Genomic DNA, 14811 nt, shown 5'->3' with positions numbered 1-14811 from the left:
TTCACATGGGCCGCAAGCTTCCGCGAAAAGACGTTATCATCATCGGGCTAGGCTGGACCGGCTCGATCATGTCCTACGAGCTCGCGGATGCCGGCCTGGATGTGATCGCGATCGAACGCGGTCCCTGGCGTAATACGGCCACAGATTATCCACCCGGCTATGCGGCTGACGAATTGCGCTATCGCATTCGCCACGAGCTGTTCCTCAGTCCAAGCCAGACCACGTTTACATTCCGCAACAAGATGGACCAGACGGCGCTGCCGATCAGAAGTTGGGGTGCGTTCATGCCGCCGAACGGCGTTGGTGGAGGAGGGGTGCACTGGAATGCGGAAACCTGGCGCTTCCTGCCGTCGGATTTCGTCCTGAAGACCCATCTCACGGAACGCTACGGCGCAAGCTTTCTGCCCGGGGACATGACCATCCAGGATTGGGGTGTCACCTATGACGAGCTCGAACCGCACTACGACCGGTTCGAATATCTCTGCGGCACGTCTGGTCAGGCTGGTAACGTCAAGGGCACGATCGTGGAGGGCGGCAATCCCTTTGAGGGACCGCGCTCGCGGCCGTATCCAAATCCGTCGCAGGAGCAGCCGTTCGGCCACACGCTGTTCGGCAAAGCGGCCCGCGATCTCGGCTACAAGCCGTTCCCGCAGCCCTCAGGCAACATGTCGCGTCCCTACCAGAATCCTCTGGGTGTCCGCCTCGGACCCTGCACCTATTGCGGCTTCTGCGAGTGGTTCGGCTGCGGCAACTACTCGAAGGCCTCGCCGCAGACGACGGTGCTGCCGGCGCTGGTCCGCAAGCCGAACTTCACCGCGCGTGACAATAGCGAGGTCACGCGGATCAACCTTGACAGCTCGGGCAAGCGCGCCACCGGCGTGACGTTTGTGGATGCCGCAGGCCAGGAGTGGGAGCAGCCGGCTGATCTCGTCGTGTTGTCTGCTTTCGCGATCTTCAACGTCCAGCTTCTTCTGCTATCCGGAATCGGCAAGGCTTACGATCCCGTGGCCAACACAGGAGTCGTCGGCCGCAATTTCACCCACCAGACGATTTCCGACGTCGTCAGCTTCTTCGATCCAGCTAAATTCGTCTTCAACCCCTTCATCGCCTCCGGCGCGATCGGGATGTGTATCGACGAGTTCAATGGCGACAATTTCGATCATGGCCCGCACGGCTTCGTCGGCGGCGGCTACATGGGGCAGGTGCAGACCAATGGCCGGCCGATTGAAACGACACCGGTGCCGCCGGGAACACCGCTGTGGGGCGCGCAATGGAAGAAGGCTGTGAAGGAGAACTATCAGAGCGCGATGAAGCCCGGCACCGGCGTCCATGGCAGCATGTACAGCTACCGCGATGTCTACATGGATCTCGACCCGACCTATAAGGATCGCTTCAACCGGCCGCTGGCGCGGATCACGATGGATTTCCACGACAACGAGATCAAGCAGAACAAATTCCTGACCGATAAATTTGCCGAGATCTTTCAGGCGATGGGTGCAAGACAGGTCGTCAAGGAATACCGCAAGGCACCGTACGACGTCACGAAATACCAGACGACGCATCTGTGTGGTGGCGCGATCATGGGCCGCGATCCCGGCACCAGCGCGCTCAATCGCTATCTCCAGAATTGGGCGTGCCAAATCTGTTCGTGCTCGGCGCCAGCGCATTTCCGCAGAACGCCGGTTATAATCCGACCGGAACGGTCGCCGCGCTTGCCTATTGGGCCGCGGATGCAATCCGTTCCAAATACCTTAAGAACCCAGGGCAACTGATCAATGCGTAGGGCCGCGCAGTTCCCTCTCGCCACGCTCGCGCTCGCTTCGGGCATTTGCGGAGCCATGGGAGCGGGCCTGCAGGATTTCGCCGCCGTGGAACGCGGGCGCTATCTCGCCAGCGCCGCCGACTGCGGAAGTTGCCATACCATTCCCGGGAGTGATCATCCTTTCAGCGGTGGTCGCCCGATCGAGACGCCCTTTGGTGCGCTGGTCGCACCCAACATCACACCGGATCGTGAGACAGGGATTGGAGCATGGAGTGATGAGGAGTTCAATGCGGCGGTGCGAAACGGTCGCCGTCGTGATGGGAAGCGGCTCTACCCGGCGATGCCTTTCCCGTATTTTGCGCGGATGACAACGGAGGATGTGAAGGACATTCGGGCCTATCTGTCGACGGTCGATCCGGTGCGGAATCCTGTGACCGTGAACCGCCTGCCGTTTCCGCTGAATCAGCGTATGGCCATGGCTGTCTGGGACGAGCTTTATTTCACGCCGGGCACCTTCAAAGACGAGCGGTCGAAGTCGAAGCAATGGAATCGGGGAGCCTATCTGGTCCAGGGCCCCGGCCATTGCGGCGCCTGCCATACGCCGAAGACTTTCCTGGGCGGGGACGAGATATCGAAGCCCCTGCAAGGCTATGCGCTTCAGGGCTGGGTCGCCCCGGACATCACGAGCGGACAAGGGCCGCTCGCGCAATGGTCCCCCGACGATGTCGCGCAATATCTCAAAACCGGTCACAATCGATTTGCCGCCGCGGCAGGACTTATGGGCGAGGTGGTCGAGCTCTCGACGTCCAAACTGACGGACGAAGACGTCCAGGCGATGGCGACGTACTTGAAAGATGTCTCCGGTCCCAAGCCTGCAGCCGATAGCTCGGCCGACGCCAAGGTGCTGACCGCGGGCAGCGCGATCTACCAGGACCTCTGCTCCGCGTGCCACAAGTCGGATGGCACGGGCGTTCCCAATCTCATTCCAGACCTGACCCACGCCGCTACCGTCAACACCGGCGATCCCACGACGGTGCTGCGCGTGATCTTGCAGGGCGCGCAGAGCGTCGCGACCGACCGAGAGCCGACCGGCCCCGCCATGCCTTCGTTCGGTTGGCAACTGAATGATGAGCAGGTGGCTGCCGTGGCGAGCTACGTCCGCAATCATTGGGGCATGGCGCCGCCGGTCAGCCCGGATGACGTCAGGAAGGAACGCGCGGCGCTCGACGCGCGAACCGACTGAAGCTTTATGTTCGCGTCATGAAGTCCATCAACCCGAGCCAGAGCAGGATGCCGAGCCAGAACAGTCCGGCGCCTGCGAAAACGATCGTCAGGCCGTTCCGGTGCCGCAATTCCATGAAAATTGCTGCGACCAGCGCCGCTTTGACGGTGCCGATACTCAGGGCCACGACAGCATTGCCTGCCCCGAGTGGTACATAGGCGAGTGCGACCGTCAGTGCCAACAAGGCCAGCAGGCCGAGCCAGGCGCCGACGAGCGCCAGAGGCGGTCGCCATTGTGTCATGACGCAGCTCGCCCTGGCAGGTAGATCAGCGCGAACAGGAAGATCCAGACAACGTCGACGAAGTGCCAGTAGAGCGCCGCGCTGTGCAGTGCCGTGTGATGGCGTGTCGTTGGCGCCCTCCGGCTGATGATCGTAAGCGTTAGCAGTAGGCAAATCGCGATCAACATGTGAACTGCATGGATCGCCGTGGCGATGAAGTAGAAGACGAAAAATAGCTGGACGCCATTGGCGAGAGGGCTCGCCAACTGGAAATCGATGCCGGGGATCAGATGCTCGTGATACTCCTTGCGGTACTCGATCCCCTTGAGCGCGATGAACGCAAGGCCAAGGCACGCGGCGCCGACGAGAAGCCACGTGACGATCTTGGCGGTGGCGGCCGAGAAGATCCCGACGGCCCATGCCACCAGGAAGCTGGATGTCAGGAGAACGGCCGTGTTGATCGTTCCGATCAGGATGTCCGTATGTCGGCTGCCCTCTGCGAAGGCTTGGGGAAACGCGTGCCTATAGACGAAATAGGCAAGGATGAGGCCCCCGAACAACAGGATTTCGGTCGCAATGAACACCCACATGCCGAGCTCGGCACTGTGGTCACGATGAGGGATAGAGACATATTGGGAGGCGAAGGCGGGCGGCTCAGGCATTTTGCGGCTCCGCCTCAAACGCCTCGTTGTATTGGTACGGTTCGCGCGTGACGACCGGCTGTGTCGCGAAATTCTCCTCGGGCGGCGGCGAGGACGTCTGCCATTCCAGTCCGGGTGCGTTCCAGGGATTTGCCGGCGCGCGGGCCCCGAAGAAAGCGGAATAACCAAGATAGACCAGCGGCATCAGATAGGCCACTGCGAGTATCACGGCGCCCCCGGATGAGAGCACATTCCAGACCTGAAACTCCGGCGGATAGACGTGATAGCGCCGCGGCATTCCTTCCGCGCCCAGGATGAACTGTGGAAAGAAGGTCAGGTTGAAACCGAAGAAGATCAGAACGGCGGCGGTGCGCGCCCAATATTCCGAATAGAGGCGGCCCGTGATCTTCGGCCACCAATAATGCAGGCCGCCGAAATAGGCGGTCACCATGCCGCCGACCATGATGTAATGGAAATGCGCCACGACGAAATAGGTGTCGGTCGCGTGCACGTCGAAGGCAAGGCAGGCCAGAAAGAGACCGGTGAGACCGCCGATCGTGAACAGGCCGATGAACGCCAGCGCATAGAGCATGGGTGCATCGAAACGCAGCGACCCCTTGTGCAGCGTTGCGGTCCAGTTGAACACCTTGATGGCGGAGGGCACCGCGACGATGAAACTCATGAAGGAAAACACGAGGCTCGCGATCAGCGACTGGCCGCTGACGAACATGTGGTGGCCCCACACCAGGAAGCCGACCCCGGCGATCGCGAGGCTCGCCCATGCCACAAATTTGTAGCCAAACACCGGCTTGCGCGAGAAGCACGAGATCAGCTCGTTGATTACGCCCATGCCGGGCAGGATCATGATGTAGACGGCGGGGTGAGAGTAGAACCAGAATAAGTGCTGGAACAGCAACGGATCGCCGCCGATCCGGGGATCGAAAATGCCGACGCCGAAGAATCGTTCCGTTGCCATCAGGAGAAGTGTGATCGCCAGCACCGGCGTCGCCAGCACGAGGATGACGGAAGTTGCATAGAGCGACCACAGAAAGAGCGGTAGGCGATACCAGGTCAAGCCTGGGGCGCGCAGGCGGTGGATGGTGACGATGAAGTTGAGTCCGGTCAGGATCGATGAAAAGCCGGCGATGAACACGCCAGCGGCCGCGACGATGACATAGCTGTTGGAGTAAAGGCTCGAAAATGGCGTGTAAAACGTCCAGCCGGTGTCGATGCCCCCGGCGAGAATCGCGAACAAGGCGGTACAACCGCCGAGCATGAAGATGTACCAGCTCATCAGGTTGAGGCGGGGGAAGGCGAGATCGCGCGCACCGATCATCAAGGGTACGATGAAATTGCCGAGCGTATTGGGGATGGACGGGATCAGGAAGAACCACACCATGATGATGCCATGCATGGTGAAGAGCCGGTTGTAGAGATCGGAGCTGACGAGATCGGCTTGTGGAGTGGCCAGCTCGATCCGGATCGCGGTGGCGGCCGCGCCCCCGATGAAAAAGAAGAAGATGAGACTCGCAAAATAGAGGATCGCAATGCGCTTGTGGTCCGTGGTCAGGAACCAGGATCTGAGCGTATAATCGGTCGTGAGATAGTTCTTCTCGCTCATGATGGACGCCCCGCGAGCGATTTGATGTAGACGACAAGCCGCAACAGCTGGTCCTCGCTGACTTTGCCCTCGAATGAGGGCATCAACGGCTGATAGCTGGCGACGATCTGGCTCCGCGGCAGCAGGATGGAATCCCGGATGTACTTGTCGTCCGCGATCACCGTGCTACCGTCAGAAAGGGGAACGGGCTTGCCGTACAGTCCTTCCAATGGCGGGGCTCGCACCTGGCTGCCGTTGCCGTGGCAGCCGCTGCAGCCGAGCTGACGAAACAGCGCGCCGCCTTCGTCGGCGAGGGGGCTCGCGGGGGCCTGCTGCGTCAACCAATGGGAATAACCGGCCGGCTCCATCGCCACGATCTCGCCGATCATGCCGGAGTGCTCCGTGCCGCAATATTCCGCGCAGAAAAGATGATAGTGGCCCGGTCGGTCGACCTCGAGCTCGATGTCCTGATAGCGGCCGGGGACGACATCGTGCTTGAGCCGCAGCGCCGGAATGAAGAAGCTGTGAATGACGTCCTGGGACGCCATGACGAGGCGGACCGGCCGCTTGACCGGCAGGTGCAGCGCATCGATCTCGGATTGGCCGCCGGCGTGTTGCGTCTTCCACATCCACTGCTTGGCGACAACGAAGACGACCAATTCGTCCGTTGGTGTCTTGTACATCTCGAAATAGACGCTTGCGCCCCACACGAACAGACCAAGGAAGCAGACAAAGGATGCCGCGGTCCAGCTGACTTCCCAGTGCCAGCTCTTGGAGGTGCGGTGCCCACGGTCGATCTCATTGCCGGCGCGATAGCGTACGCAAAACAAGATGAGCAGGAAGAACAGCAGGCCGAGGACGAGCGCGCTTGCGATCAGAAGGCCGGCAAACAGCAGGTCAACGTCGCCGCTTTGTGGCGACAGCCCGGGGCGCCAGAACGGAATCCATTCACGCCACATCTAGGGCGAGCTCCGGCGATGCTTCCGGGATTGCATCATGGCGACGGCCATCCGGGCAAACCCTTGCGTAGCAGGATATCGACTGCGCGATCGATAGGGATACGGACTGTTCCGCGCGGGCGATCGCTATATCCGTAGCTCTGCGCGAAATGCGCATCATCCTCCCGTGATCGCTGGAGCGTGTCGTGGGGATCGACCTCGAGCGGCGGCGCGTTCGAGCTCAGCGCGGGACGGCCCGCCGGCGTGGTCGTTGTCTTCGATAGGGGGAACATCCAAGGCAGCGTGAGCGGGGTGACGACAATGAAGATCGCAAGGCCGCCTGCGAGCCATCCGACAAGGCGTATCCCAACGTCCGACCGCTCGTAGTCGAAGCGCTTGCTGTCCGCCATGTTGCTGCCCTCGATCGCGGCAGGACAATGCCGGGGGTCGAATAGCGTTCCTAGTTAGGAACCAACGGGCTGCGGCAGCATTGCCGACCCGACAACTCGCTACCGGGTCACAGCGGGAATGGTCCAGTTATTCTCTCCTGTGGCGGACACATGGATGCGCCTCTTTCTGATCGGAGGTCTGTCGCTCGCCGGCGGCAGTACCGTGGCCGTCGTGGGCTTTGCGCGTTCGGCCTACATGACCGAGACCGACATCCGGCCGCAGCAGCCCGTACCGTTCAGCCATCGCCATCATGCGGGGGAACTCGGCATCGATTGTCGCTATTGTCATAGCAATGTCGAGATGGGCCCAAGAGCCGGCCTCCCACCGACTGAGACTTGCATGACGTGCCACTCGGCGATCTGGACGAATGCGGCCATGCTGGAGCCGGTGCGGGAAAGCCTCGCTCACAACACTCCAATCCAGTGGACACGCGTCGCTAAGCTCCCCGATTACGTGTTCTTTCGTCACGACATCCACATCGCCAAGGGAGTCGGATGCGAGAGCTGCCATGGTCGCATCGACCAGATGGCGCTGACCTATCGGGCGAAGGCGTTCACGATGGAGTTCTGCATCGATTGCCATCGCGATCCGGCGCCGCATCTGCGTCCTTCGGATCACGTCACTGACATGGCCTGGCGGCCGCCGGCAAACGCGCGCAAGGAAGGGGAAGCGATTGCGGCCCATGAAGGCATCCGGTTCGGCGAACTGACCCATTGCTATGTGTGTCACCGATGAAACGCCGCATCGAAAATCGATCCCAAGCGACGGCCGGACCACGGGTCTGGGCAGGCATCGAAGAACTCTCCGATGATCCCCGATTTCAGGCCTTCATCGAGGCGGAATATCCTACCGCCCTGGAGTTGCCGATGACGGCGCGCCGTCAATTCCTGAAACTAATGGGCGCCTCCTTCGCGTTGGCCGGACTGACCGGATGCGAGAAGAGCTCGTTTGTCGCCGCGCTGCCCTATGTCGACCAGCCTGAGAGCGAGACGATCGGGCTGCCGCGCTACTATGCGACGGCCGTCTTGCTCGACGGCTATGCGCAGCCTGTGATCGCAACGACCCATGCGGGACGGCCCACCAAGCTCGACGGCAATCCGGATCATCCGGTCACTCGCGGCCGCAGCGACGTCTTCATGCAGAGCGCCGTGCTGCAACTCTATGACCCAGATCGCGCGGCCGCACCGAGCCGGCATGGCGAGCCCGCGAGCTGGGCTGTTGTGGAATCGGCAATCGGAACGATGCGCGAGAACTGGCGGGCCGATCAGGGCGATGGGGTCCGCCTGCTGCTCGGCCCCACCACGTCGCCGACACTGCTGCGGCAGATCGATGCTTTCCAGAGGCAGTTTCCAAAAGCCCGCATTCACATCCATGCGGCGACGGGACCCGCAGCCGGGCGGCAGATCACGACTGCGGTCTACGGGCAAGCAGTCGATCTGCATTATGAGCTCGCAAACTGCGATGTCGTGGTTGGCTTCGATGAAGACTTTCTTGGGCCGGGCCCCAACCAGGTGCGCAACGCTTTGGGCTGGTCGCAAGCGCGGCGACGGTTTGGCGATCAGCCCGGTAACCGATTGTTCATGGCCGAAAGTGTCCCGTCGCCGACGGGCGCTTTGGCAAATCAGCGCCTGATTGCCGATACGAGGCGAATGCCTGCTCTCGCCGAAGCGCTTGCAAGCACGTTCGGCGTCGCCGGCGCATCGAGGCCTGAGTTGACGGAAGTTGAAGCCGGGTGGATCGCGCGCGTCGCCGATGCCTGCAAGGAGAAGACGGGGCGGTCGCTGTTTGTCTCGGGATTGAGCGGCGGTATTGCAACTGCTCTCTGGGTCGCGCGGATCAATCAACAGCTCGGCAATGGCGGTGAAACCCTGAAGCTGACCGCGTCGCTTGCAGGCCCCTCGGAAACCGGAACTTTGGCCGCGCTGGTGTCGGACATCAATGCCGGACACGTCACCTCTCTCATCGTGCTCGACTGCAATCCGGCTTATACCGGGCCGGGAGAGCTCGAGCTTGGCGCGGCGATCGCGCGCGTCCGCTCGTCTCTGCACATCGGATTGCAGCGGGACGAGACCGGAGAAAAGTGCGAGTGGCAGCTTCCCCTGGCGCATGCGTTGGAGAGCTGGAGCGATGCGAAGGCCGTCGATGGTACCTTGACGATCCTTCAGCCGGTCATTTCGCCGTTCTACGACGTCAAGACGGCGCATCAGATCTTCGCAATGTTGCTCGGAGAGACTGATCCGTCTTCGGATGCCGCTGTCCGCGAGACCTGGCGGCAAAACTTTGGCGACGCATTCGAGGTGCGCTGGAGACAGGCGTTGCTTGATGGCTTCGTGGAAGGCGCAGCACCGTTCGTCACGGTACCGCCAGCGGCTGACGCGACCGCCCCGCCCGGTACTGCTGGCGACCTCGACATCGTATTTCAGCCGGATCCGACGATCTGGGACGGCCGGTTCGCTAACGTCGGTTGGCTTCAGGAGCTTCCCAAGACGCTGACGACGGTGACATGGAGCAATGTGATCGCGGTGAGCCCGGCGCTCGCAAAGCGCCTTGCGGCGGCCAATGGCGATCATGCCGAGGTGGCAATCGGAAAGCGTCGCATCAACGGGCCCCTCTGGGTCATGCCAGGGCAGGCCGACAATACGGTTGCACTTTATCTGGGGTACGGCAGGACCCGCGCGGGACGCGTGGGTGACGGCCTGGGCTATGATGCCTACCAAGTGCGCCCCGACGCCGAACCGTGGCTGACGCAGGGGAGCCTGCGCAAGCTGGATACGCGGGATGATCTCCCTGTCACGCAGCTGCATCATCGCATGGAGGGCTTTGATTTCGCGCGGGAGGTTAGCCCTGGTGAAGTGAAGCAAGTATCCGAGCAGTCGCCGACCGGTCAGGCCAGCCTATATGCCACCTGGCCGTCGGCAAAGAACGCCTGGGGCATGGTGATCGACCTCGACAGTTGCATCGGTTGCAACGCCTGCGTGGCGGCCTGCACGGCGGAGAACAATGTGCCCGTGGTCGGGGCGGACCAAGTGAGAGCCGGCCGCGAAATGCACTGGCTGCGGATAGCGCGCTACCACACCGGCGACATCGCTGAGCCTCGCAGCTTCTTCGAGCCCGTGCCCTGCATGCATTGCGAGGAAGCGCCTTGCGAGATGGGTTGCCCGGTCCATGCCACGACGCATAGTCCGGAAGGCGTGAATCAGATGGTCTATAACCGCTGCATCGGGACGCGGACCTGCTCCAGCTACTGCCCGTATAAGGTGCGCCGCTTCAATTTTTACGATTATCGCGCGCCTGCGGATTCGCCGACGCATGCTGCGCACAACCCTGATGTCACCGTGCGCGCGCGTGGCGTCATGGAGAAATGCACCTATTGTACCCAGCGCATAGAGGCAGCGCATGTCGCCGCGGACAAGGAGAATCGCCCGATCCGTGATGGCGAGGTCGTCACTGCCTGCCAGCAGGCCTGCCCCACCATGGCGATCGTGTTTGGCGACATCAATGATCCGAACTCGGAGGTCGCGCGTTTGAAGCGCGATGGACGGCATTACGTCCTGTTGGAAGAGCAGGGAACGCGGCCGCGGACGACTTATCTCGCGCGCTGGCGCGAGGACGAGACGGAATCGAGGCAAGGATGAGCGAGCAATCGGAGATCCTGCCGACCCGCCAGAGCATGGGTGGTGTCGCCGACCAGCTCACCGGCATTCCCCTTCATTTCCCCGCCGAGCGGCGCTGGCTGATCGCCATGCTGTTTGCAAGCGCTCTGCTGCTGTTGTTGCTGGTCTCAGCGGTCGAACTGTTCACGCGCGGTGTCGGCATCTGGGGCATCAACATCCCCGTGAACTGGGCTTTTGCGATCCACAACTATGTCTGGTGGCTCGGCATCGGCCATGCAGGCACGCTGATCTCTGCCCTCCTGCTTCTCACCGGCAGCGAATGGCGCAACTCGCTCAATCGTTTCGCCGAAACGATGACGCTATTCGCCGTGGTCTGCGCTGGCATTTATCCGCTGCTGCATCTCGGTCGTCCCTGGTACGTCTATTGGATGTTTCCCTATCCCGCGACGATGGGCGTGTGGCCGCAATTCCGCAGCCCGCTGGAATGGGACATTTGGGCGGTGATGACCTATCTCATCGTCTCGCTCGCCTTTTGGTATACCGGCCTGATCCCCGATCTCGCCGCCGCGCGCGATCGGGCGACCCGGCGCGGCTGGCAGATCTTCTTCGGCATCACGGCACTCGGATGGCGCGGATCTGCCAAGCATTGGTCGCGCTGGTCGCAAACGTATCGGCTGATGGCGGGGCTCGCTGTCCCACTGGTCGTGTCGGTCCATAGCGAAGTCTCGTTGCTGTTTGCGGCCGGGCAGATCCCGGGCTGGCATTCGACGATCTTTCCGCCGTACTTCGTGCTGGGAGCTGCGTTTTCCGGATTCGCTGTCGTTTCCATCATTGCCGTGACGCTGCGCTCCTGGTTCGGTCTTGAAAACCTCGTGACCGACGATCATCTCGATCTGCTCGGAAAAGTCCTGTTGGCGACCGGATTGATGACGGCCTATGGCTACGTCTTCGAAGCGTTCGATGTGTTCTATTCCGGTAACGAGCACGAGCTCCAGACCTTGGCCGACCGCTTCACCGGCGCTTACGCCTGGACTTATTGGGGCGCAGTCATCTTCAATTTCATTCCGCTCCAGGCCCTGTGGTGGCAAGCCGTGCGGCGGACGGGATGGGTGCTGCTGCTGATCTCGGTATCGGTTGCGGTCGGGATGTGGCTCGAGCGCTATATGATCCTCGTCACCAGTCTCTATCGCGACTTTCTGGTTTCTTCGTGGAGCCATTTCACGCCGACGTTTTGGGACTGGTCAACTTATTTCGGCACGATCGGCCTGTTCCTGGTGCCATTCCTAATCGCGATCAGGGTCATTCCGATGATTTCGATCTTTGAGACGAAAGAGCTTCTCCACGAGGAACAGGAGGAGCAACATGGCTGATATCGCGTACGGCCTGCTTGCGGAGTTTCGCACGCCCGAAGCGCTGATGGCCGCAGCCCGGGAAGCGCGCGAGGCCGGTTATCGTCATCTCGACGCCTTCACGCCGTTTCCGGTCGAGGGACTGGATCGCATTCTGCATATCCCGCGACCAGGCATTTCCTTAGTAGGCCTGGCGGGGGCAATTGCCGGGGCGAGCACTGCGCTGCTGATGCAGGTCTACGTCAATTACGATTACCCGCTCAATGTCGGCGGTCGGCCCGTCTATGCGATCTCGGCCTTTGCGGTCGTCACGTTCGAGCTCACGATCCTGTTCTCGGCGCTGTCCATGCTGATCGCGATGCTTTGGCAAAACGGGCTGCCGAGGCTCAATTACCCCGTGTTCGGCGCGCAACGGTTCCACCGCGCCAGCAGGGACCGCTTCTTCCTTTGCGTGAATGCGGATGATGACCAATTCAGCGCAGGTGAGACGTCGAACTTTCTTAGGAGGATTGGCGCGCTCTCGGTGGAGTTTGTGCCGAAATGACCAGGCTTGCGCTCGTCGTTGTGCTGGCCGGACTGGTTGCTGGATGTGACCAGAACATGGACGAACAGCCGCGCTATGGTGATTATTCGCGCGCGCCCCTGTTCGGCGGCAGTGTGCTACGTCCGTCGCCGGCCAATACGGTCGCCCGCGATGACCCCGAGCGAGAAAAGGCCGCTCACACCAAGCCGGCGCTCTCGCCTGAGCTGCTTGCGAGAGGAAAGGAGCGCTTTGGCATCTTCTGCTCGCCATGCCACGGCGGTGGTGGCGACGGGACTGGCATAGTCGTGCAACGTGGCATGCCGCGTCCGACCAGCTATCATGACGAACGTTTGCTTGCCGCTGACGACCAACACTTCTTCGACGTCATCACCAACGGCTATGGCGCGATGTATTCCTACGCCGCGCGGGTGCCCGCGGCCGACCGCTGGGCGATCGTCGCCTACATCCGCGCGCTTCAACTCAGCCGCCATGCCACGTTCGACGACGTGCCGGTGGACGAACGGTCCAAGCTGGAGGCCGCGCCGTGAAGTCTCGCGGCGTCGCAACGATTGCAGCCGTGGTCGCGGGCCTAGTCCTGATCGCCGGCTTTGCGGTTGATGCCCGATCGACAATTGCGGCCTATCTTGTTGCCTGGATCGCCTGGGGCGCAATTCCGATTGGAGCGCTGATCCTCTTCATGACCAGCTATCTGGTGCGGCGTCGCTGGACCGTGGCGCTGCATCCCGTCTTCGTCGCGGCAACCGGCCTTTTTCCGGTCGTTGCGCTGACCTTCATTCCGGTTCTGCTCCTCATGAAGGATATTTATCCCGCAATCGCCGATGGAGCTTCCTTGCCACCGTTCAAGGCGCACTGGTTCACGCCGTGGTTCTTCGTGCTGCGGACCGTGTTCTATTTTGCCGTCTGGATCGGGCTCTCTGCACGGCTTAGGAGATCCTGGCGCAATGATGAAGCGATGGTGCGCTCGGCATCGGCTGGTGCGATCGTCGGGGTGTTGCTCATATCGTTCGCCGGCATTGATTGGGTCGAATCGCTGGAACCCGAGTTTCACTCGTCGATCTATGGCCTGATCTATCTCAGCTTCACGTTAGTGAACGGAACGGCTTTCGTCATAGCGGCCGGCTTGTTGTCGACGCGTCCCATAGGGCCGAGCCGCGGCTATAGCGGCCTGCTGCTCGCAGTGCTGCTGCTGTGGTGCTACCTCCATGCCATGCAATACATTGTCATCTGGTCGGGTAACATTCCCAAGGAAGTCACTTGGTATTTGGCGCGGTCGGAGCATGGTTGGCAGTTCGCCCTGGCGGTACTCTCCCTCGGTCAGTTCGTCTTTCCATTCTGCGCGATGCTCAGCAGCAAGGTGCGATCCGATCCGCACTGGCTGCTGACTCTGTGCGCGCTAACGTTGGCGATGCGGGGGCTTGAATCGGCGATCCTCATCCTTCCTGCCATTCACGGGCTGTTACGCGCTGTGACCGCTGTGATGCTGATCGCCGCAGGAGTTTTCCTCGGCTTGGTGTTCTGGCTGGCGTTCGATGCGGTCCTCGCGCGGACGCCGGAAGAGAATGGGCCGATCGTGGCTATCTGGCCGCGAACTCGCGGCGAAACAGAAGTCCGATCAACAGGGCAAGGACAATGACGCTGATCGAGGAGGCGGCGAGCAGCAGCCGGCTCGCTGCCAGCGTGTAAACGCCGCTTGCGGGGTCAAATCCATAGCAGAGCAGGTGGACCTGATCGGTCCAGCGCCCGACGCGCCCCTGGCTCGCCTCGACCAGTGCGAGGCGCAGGCTCGCCGCATCAACCGAGAGGGCCGAGAGAGCGCGCGAGATCCGCCCTTCCGGTGTGACGACGAAAGCCGCCGCGGGATGGGCGAATTGATCATGCTCGCGATCATAGATTGTCTGAACCCCAAACGCGTGGCTCAGCGTCCCGATATCCGTAGCGGCCGCACGCAGGAAATAGCTGTGCTCGGGCAATCCGCCCCTCGGGCTTACTTGTTCGCTTTTCATCGCCCGTGCTTGAGCCGTCCCGTCCTTGGGATCGAAGCCGACGACGATCAGTCGGTAGTCCTGACCAGCCCTCAGGCCGGTATCTGCCAGCGCATTGGAAACGATCGATATTGCGGGACCGCAAAGCGTTTCGCAGGTGTAGTCGGCCAGTATCCAGACGGTCGGGACGTCTCCGAGCCAGCTCCGCAATTGCACGGTGCGACCGCTCTCGTCGCTCATGGGGACAAGCAAGGGAAGCAACGCGTTTGCGCGGGGAGCGATAGCGACCTGGCCGAGCTCGGAGCTGGTGACACCGGCTTGCGCTGGCAAGCAAACGGCCAAGCAGGCGCAGACCATCATGATCCACGTCAAGACCTGAAAGCGGGCCTGCCTTTCAGAAGCCTCGATTGGGCATTCGGTCGGCAAAAT

13 protein-coding genes and 1 pseudogene are annotated in these 14811 nt (G+C 61.6%); 8 read left to right on the top strand and 6 right to left on the bottom strand.

Annotation, left to right across the window (positions count from 1 at the left end):
- Positions 1–5: 5 nt before the first annotated feature.
- Positions 6–1783, top strand: a pseudogene (locus tag ABIA96_RS17895) (GMC family oxidoreductase).
- Positions 1776–3005: a c-type cytochrome gene (locus tag ABIA96_RS17890; RefSeq protein WP_354138363.1), complete on the top strand. Its 1230-nt coding sequence runs from the start codon at positions 1776–1778 to the stop codon at positions 3003–3005. The pseudogene ABIA96_RS17895 and the gene ABIA96_RS17890 overlap by 8 nt, the downstream one beginning before the upstream one ends.
- A 4-nt stretch (positions 3006–3009) precedes the next feature.
- Here the strand turns inward: ABIA96_RS17890 and ABIA96_RS17885 are convergent, their stop codons facing one another.
- Genes ABIA96_RS17885 through ABIA96_RS17865 form a run of 5 tightly spaced genes read right to left on the bottom strand, consistent with a single transcriptional unit; the run spans position 3010 to position 6853 of the window.
- Positions 3010–3285, bottom strand: coding sequence for a cytochrome C oxidase subunit IV family protein (locus ABIA96_RS17885; protein WP_354138362.1), 276 nt, complete (start codon positions 3283–3285; stop codon positions 3010–3012).
- Entirely contained in the window at positions 3282–3926 is a 645-nt protein-coding gene (locus tag ABIA96_RS17880; protein WP_354138361.1) for a cytochrome c oxidase subunit 3, read from the bottom strand. Before ABIA96_RS17880 ends, ABIA96_RS17885 begins: the two co-directional genes overlap by 4 nt.
- On the bottom strand, positions 3919–5526 hold the full coding sequence (ctaD, locus tag ABIA96_RS17875; RefSeq protein ID WP_354138360.1) for a cytochrome c oxidase subunit I: 1608 nt from the start codon (positions 5524–5526) through the stop codon (positions 3919–3921). The genes ABIA96_RS17880 and ctaD overlap by 8 nt, the downstream gene beginning before the upstream one ends.
- Positions 5523–6464, bottom strand: coding sequence for a cytochrome c oxidase subunit II (gene coxB / locus ABIA96_RS17870; RefSeq protein WP_354138359.1), 942 nt, complete (start codon positions 6462–6464; stop codon positions 5523–5525). Before coxB ends, ctaD begins: the two co-directional genes overlap by 4 nt.
- Positions 6465–6499: 35 nt before the next feature.
- Positions 6500–6853, bottom strand: coding sequence for a hypothetical protein (locus tag ABIA96_RS17865; protein ID WP_354138358.1), 354 nt, complete (start codon positions 6851–6853; stop codon positions 6500–6502).
- A gap of 118 nt (positions 6854–6971) precedes the next feature.
- Here ABIA96_RS17865 and ABIA96_RS17860 point away from each other — a divergent pair, with 118 nt between their 5' ends.
- Genes ABIA96_RS17860 through ABIA96_RS17835 form a run of 6 tightly spaced genes read left to right on the top strand, consistent with a single transcriptional unit; the run spans position 6972 to position 14033 of the window.
- Entirely contained in the window at positions 6972–7628 is a 657-nt protein-coding gene (locus ABIA96_RS17860) for a cytochrome c3 family protein (RefSeq protein ID WP_354138357.1), read from the top strand.
- Positions 7625–10528, top strand: a complete 2904-nt coding sequence (locus ABIA96_RS17855; protein WP_354138356.1) for a TAT-variant-translocated molybdopterin oxidoreductase — start codon at positions 7625–7627, stop codon at positions 10526–10528. Before ABIA96_RS17860 ends, ABIA96_RS17855 begins: the two co-directional genes overlap by 4 nt.
- A complete protein-coding gene (gene nrfD / locus ABIA96_RS17850) occupies positions 10525–11877 on the top strand; it encodes an NrfD/PsrC family molybdoenzyme membrane anchor subunit (protein ID WP_354138355.1) in 1353 nt (450 codons plus the stop codon). Before ABIA96_RS17855 ends, nrfD begins: the two co-directional genes overlap by 4 nt.
- Entirely contained in the window at positions 11870–12400 is a 531-nt protein-coding gene (locus ABIA96_RS17845) for a DUF3341 domain-containing protein (RefSeq protein ID WP_354138354.1), read from the top strand. The genes nrfD and ABIA96_RS17845 overlap by 8 nt, the downstream gene beginning before the upstream one ends.
- Positions 12397–12927 (top strand): c-type cytochrome, encoded by a 531-nt coding sequence (locus ABIA96_RS17840; RefSeq protein WP_354138353.1) that lies wholly within the window; start codon positions 12397–12399, stop codon positions 12925–12927. The genes ABIA96_RS17845 and ABIA96_RS17840 overlap by 4 nt, the downstream gene beginning before the upstream one ends.
- Positions 12924–14033 carry a hypothetical protein gene (locus ABIA96_RS17835; protein WP_354138352.1) on the top strand — a complete coding sequence of 370 codons (1110 nt, stop codon included), beginning with the start codon at positions 12924–12926 and terminating at the stop codon, positions 14031–14033. Before ABIA96_RS17840 ends, ABIA96_RS17835 begins: the two co-directional genes overlap by 4 nt.
- Here ABIA96_RS17835 and ABIA96_RS17830 read toward each other — a convergent pair.
- Complete coding sequence (locus ABIA96_RS17830) at positions 13975–14808, bottom strand: thioredoxin domain-containing protein (protein ID WP_354138351.1); 834 nt, start codon at positions 14806–14808, stop codon at positions 13975–13977. The genes ABIA96_RS17835 and ABIA96_RS17830 overlap by 59 nt on opposite strands.
- Positions 14809–14811: the final 3 nt, after the last annotated feature.

Source organism: Bradyrhizobium sp. LB11.1, assembly GCF_040549385.1.
In the GTDB taxonomy this organism is placed as follows: domain Bacteria; phylum Pseudomonadota; class Alphaproteobacteria; order Rhizobiales; family Xanthobacteraceae; genus Bradyrhizobium.
This window is presented reverse-complemented; position numbering and strand designations above follow the sequence as displayed.